1 protein-coding gene is annotated in these 1,202 nt (G+C 60.0%); it reads left to right on the plus strand.

The window, feature by feature from the left end; translation table 11 throughout:
- Positions 1–171: 171 nt before the first annotated feature.
- On the plus strand, positions 172–1,202 hold a 1,031-nt coding region (locus A3730_RS21035; protein WP_063538842.1), incomplete at its 3' end, for an OapA family protein.

The raw sequence follows: 1,202 nt of genomic DNA on the forward strand, positions 1-1,202 counted from the left end.
TGATCCACCGTGGCCATGCCTACCTCTATTTCCAGACCCATTAATGAAAGCGCGCCATTGTAGCACTTGAACGCGGCCAGAGAAGGCGGGTATCTTTGCAGGTCAGTTTTTCGCTGTGCCCCGCGGGCGCGCCAGTCTCTATTTACCCAACCAGGCCCTCACAGACTCTTCATGAAACAACTTATCTCTGCTGCCGGCAGGCTGGTGCGCCAGTTCCCACGCACCCATTTACTGCTGAGCATGGTATTGCTGGGCGGCGTCATCCTGATCGCCTTTCGCCCGGACAACACCGAAACCACCCCGGAACGCGTCCAGCCCATCAGCCTGCCGGAACGCACAGCACCCGCACCAAAACCGCAAACCACCAGCAAACCCGCACCGGCCACACCGCAATGGCAAACGCTGACCGTGCAATCCGGAGACAGCCTGTCCTCATTACTGCATCCCCTGGGCATTGGCGCCGGGCAGATCGATGCCCTGCTCAAAGGTGACGACAAGCTGAAGCGGCTCACCCGCTTGCGCCCCGGGGAAGCACTGGAAGTCATTGTTAACGACAGCGGCTCCCTCACCAACGTGCGCTACCACCCCTCAAAAGTTGAAACCCTCACCGCACGGCTGACAGGCGGCGGCTGGAGTGTGCGCCTGAGCCAGCGGGAATATCAGAAGCAGACCCGCTTCGCCCAAGCCGACATTACTGGCTCCCTGTTCCTGGCCGGGGCTGCGGCCGGCATCACCGACCGGCTCACCATGCAGCTTGCCAACCTGTTCGCCTGGGATGTGGATTTTGCCCTCGACATCCGCAAAGGCGACCGCTTCCGCATTATCTACGAAGAGCTCTACCTGGATGGGGAGAAAGTCGGCGAAGGCGATATCCTGATGGCCGAATTCTGGAACCAGGGCCGCCATCTCACTGCCTTCCGCTACGAAACCCTGTCTGGCGATGTGGAGTACCTGAATATCAAGGGCGATTCCATGCGCAAGGCATTTATCCGTACCCCCGTGGCTTTTTCCCGTATCAGCTCCCGCTTTAATCCGGGCCGCAAACACCCGGTACTTAACCGCATCCGAGCCCACAAGGGCACTGACTATGCCGCCCCCTCCGGCACCCCCATCAAGGCCGCAGGCGATGGCAAGGTCATCTTCGCCGGGGTAAAAGGGGGCTACGGCAATGTCATCATCCTCAAGCATGGCCAGATCTACAC

The sequence above is a fragment of the Alcanivorax sp. HI0044 genome, from assembly GCF_001634945.1.